This is a genomic window from Pseudomonas sp. HMWF006, from assembly GCF_003061205.1.
Classification (GTDB): Bacteria; Pseudomonadota; Gammaproteobacteria; order Pseudomonadales; family Pseudomonadaceae; genus Aquipseudomonas; species Aquipseudomonas monsensis.
Genome location: NZ_QAIU01000274.1, coordinates 567 through 3,479 on the forward strand (window position 1 = coordinate 567; position 2,913 = coordinate 3,479).

Below are 2,913 nucleotides of genomic sequence, written 5' to 3' on the forward strand. Positions count from 1 at the left end.
CCACCGAAACCCCGCCCAGCTCCGCACCGGCGGAGAAGCCTTGCAGCAGCCGCCCGATCAACACCAATGCGGGCGCGAACAAGCCGATGCTTTCGTATCCGGGCACCAGCACAATCAGGATCGTACCGCTGGCCATGATCGACAGGGTGACGATCAAGCCCTTACGGCGGCCCACGTCGTCGATGTACGCACCGAGCACAATGGCGCCCAGCGGTCGCATCAAAAAGCCGGCGCCGAACACGGCGAACGTCATCATCAGAGACGCGAACTCACTGCTCGCCGGAAAGAACACCGCCGCGATCTGTGTGGCATAGAAACCGAACAGAAAGAAGTCGAACTGTTCGAGGAAGTTGCCCGAGGTGACTCGGAAAATGGCACCGGCCCGCGAGCCGCCGTGTGGGATTGAGGCTGTCATAGCAAAGGACTCCACCGCTTTTATGACGTGCGCGACGTGGAAGCGGCGCACGGTTGTTATTGCGGTGGATGGTGGCGCAGGTGTAACTGGATGTTAATTGCATTATTGGCATGCATTGATGCGCAAAGCGGATCAATCTCTTGAATCACCTCTAACCCTGCGGGAGCTGGCTCGCCAGCGATGGCGGTGTGTCTGCCAACTACAATGCCCCGGCCAGCCCATGCAAAAAAACAAGGAATGATTCCAGTCCTCCGCAGTCGGAGTTCAGGTATCACACATCTGAAGGAGGTTCACCGATGAACAGCAAAACCCTAATCGCCAGCCTGGCCCTCGTCGCCGGCATTGCCGGCAGCCCACTTGTTCAAGCGGCGCAAACCTCAAGCGAACCTGCCGTCCAGTCCCCGACCAGCAACCGTGAATTGAAGGTCAACGACCGGGCCCCGGACGTTTATCAGCGCAGTGACAAAGCGCTGAAAAACTGGAAACAGAAAGGTTTGAAAGCACCGGTCGAACAGGCGCAGTGGGTGCAGATCAACGACAAGTACGTGATGGTCATGATCACCAATGGCACCATCGTCGAGATGCAACCTGTCGAGCGTTAAGCCCCGGATTCAAAAGCCCTGCGCATGCACCCGCGCAGGGCTCACGCCCCCCAACCGATACTGATTGTTCCCACTGCGCTTGGCCTCATACATCGCCAGATCGGCAATGTGCAGCAGCCGATCCATGGTCGGCGCATGATCCGGAAACACCGCCACCCCAAGGCTGGTGCCGACATGGCGCTGGTCGTTGCCGATGGTGATCGGCGGCGACAGTTCGATGAAGATCTTCTGACAGATGCGGCGGGCTTCGTCCTGCAGGTCGAGGTCCGGGGCGAGGCCTTGCAGGATCACCACGAACTCATCGCCGCCGATCCGGGCGACCGTGTCGGTGTTGCGCAGGATGCGTTTCAGGCGCGTGGCGGTGGTGATCAGCACCCGGTCGCCGGCGGCGTGCCCATAGTGGTCGTTGATGTTCTTGAAACCATTCAAGTCGACAAACACCAGCGCCACCCGCGTAGCGGTCTGACTCGCCTGATCCAGCGCTTCGGACAAACGTTCTTCCAGCACCAGGCGGTTGGGCAGGCCGGTCAGCGGGTCGAAGTGAGCGAGGTGCTTGAGGTAACTCGCCGAGGCTTTTTCTTCGGTGATGTCGCGCACCACGCCCATCATCTTGATCACCGCGTCGTGATCGTTGCGCACCACGTTGCCGGTTTCGCGCAGCCAGCGAATGGTGCCGTCGGGCCAGACCACGCGGTATTCCTCGTCGTGGTTTTCGCCGGTCTCCAGGCAACGCAATTCACCGTCGCGCACCCTGATGCGATCGTCCGGGTGCACGCAAGAACAGAACAAGGCATAGGACGGGGTGATTTCGCCGATCTTGAACCCAAACATGCCGTAGATCGCATCCGACCAGTACAGCCGATCGGTGTCGACCTCCCAGTCCCAGGTGCCGATACGCGCAAAATACTGGCTGCGCTTGAAGCGCTCGGCGTCGCCGTCCTGATGGATATTGCGGCCCTCAGCCGCGCGGGTCAGCAGGTCTCGGTACTCAGCCAGGCGACGACGCAACCCGCGCTCGCGCAGAACCAGTACGACAATCACGGCAAGCATGACGACGCCAATGGCCAGGCTGATCCAGAGGTCAATCATTCGGGAACTGCCAGCATGACGTAACAATCCGTGAAGTAATGGCGGATGGCTATATTAAGGGTTCCGCCACCGATTGGGATACAGCGGCCATCTTCGTTTATGAGTTGCGAACGAGCGGCAATTCTGGGAAAACGGCGGCCAGCTGAATAACAGAGTGAATGTCATGAACGATGAATTGCAGGTAATCGATCTTCAGGTCGGCGAGGGCAAAGCCGCCGTCAAAGGCGCACTGATCACCACCCATTACACCGGCTGGCTGGAAGACGGTAGCGAGTTCGACTCCTCCCACAGCCGTGGCAAACCGTTTCAGTGCGTGATTGGCACAGGTCGGGTGATCAAGGGGTGGGATCAGGGACTGATGGGAATGCAAGTGGGCGGCAAGCGCAAACTGCTGGTGCCGGCGCACCTGGGGTACGGCGAGCGGTCGATGGGCGAGATTCCGCCGAATTCGAATCTGGTGTTCGAGATTGAGTTGTTGGAAGTTCTGACGCGGGACGATTGAGGCGGGTGTAATAACGACGTTGATTTTCCTTATCTGACATTCGGTATCCGTCATCGCCAGTGGGCTCTCACAGGGGGATTGAGCTCGCTCTCAGTATCCCGTTCATCCTTTGAATGCTCATCCAGCTTGCGATTGCCGAAGCCATCGGTGATCATGCGCGGCATATAGGGGTAGGGGGTATAGGTATGTCGCACATTCACGAACACAAAGACGAATTGCTCAACCGCGTCCGACGTATCGCCGGGCAGGTGCAGGCGGTTGAAAAAGCGCTGGAGGGCGACGCCGATTGCGCCAAGACCTTGCAC

General features: G+C 59.0%; 5 protein-coding genes. 3 read left to right on the forward strand and 2 right to left on the reverse strand.

The genetic code is table 11. The features are described from left to right. Positions 1–415, reverse strand: a 415-nt coding sequence (locus tag DBR24_RS31960; protein ID WP_371921270.1) for an MFS transporter, incomplete at its 3' end; no start/stop codon positions are given. Positions 416–711: 296 nt separating this feature from the next. Here DBR24_RS31960 and DBR24_RS11300 point away from each other — a divergent pair. Next, positions 712–1,017, forward strand: a complete 306-nt coding sequence (locus DBR24_RS11300) for an RcnB family protein (protein ID WP_128614781.1) — start codon at positions 712–714, stop codon at positions 1,015–1,017. 9 nt (positions 1,018–1,026) lie between these two features. Here DBR24_RS11300 and DBR24_RS11305 read toward each other — a convergent pair whose 3' ends face one another. Beyond that, positions 1,027–2,106 carry a sensor domain-containing diguanylate cyclase gene (locus tag DBR24_RS11305; protein WP_123462590.1) on the reverse strand — a complete coding sequence of 360 codons (1,080 nt, stop codon included), beginning with the start codon at positions 2,104–2,106 and terminating at the stop codon, positions 1,027–1,029. A 163-nt stretch (positions 2,107–2,269) separates the two neighbouring features. Between DBR24_RS11305 and DBR24_RS11310 the strand changes: the two genes are divergently transcribed. Next, on the forward strand, positions 2,270–2,608 hold the full coding sequence (locus DBR24_RS11310) for an FKBP-type peptidyl-prolyl cis-trans isomerase (protein ID WP_128614782.1): 339 nt from the start codon (positions 2,270–2,272) through the stop codon (positions 2,606–2,608). A 185-nt stretch (positions 2,609–2,793) separates the two neighbouring features. Beyond that, on the forward strand, positions 2,794–2,913 hold a 120-nt coding region (locus DBR24_RS31965; protein ID WP_256591403.1), incomplete at its 3' end, for a metal-sensing transcriptional repressor.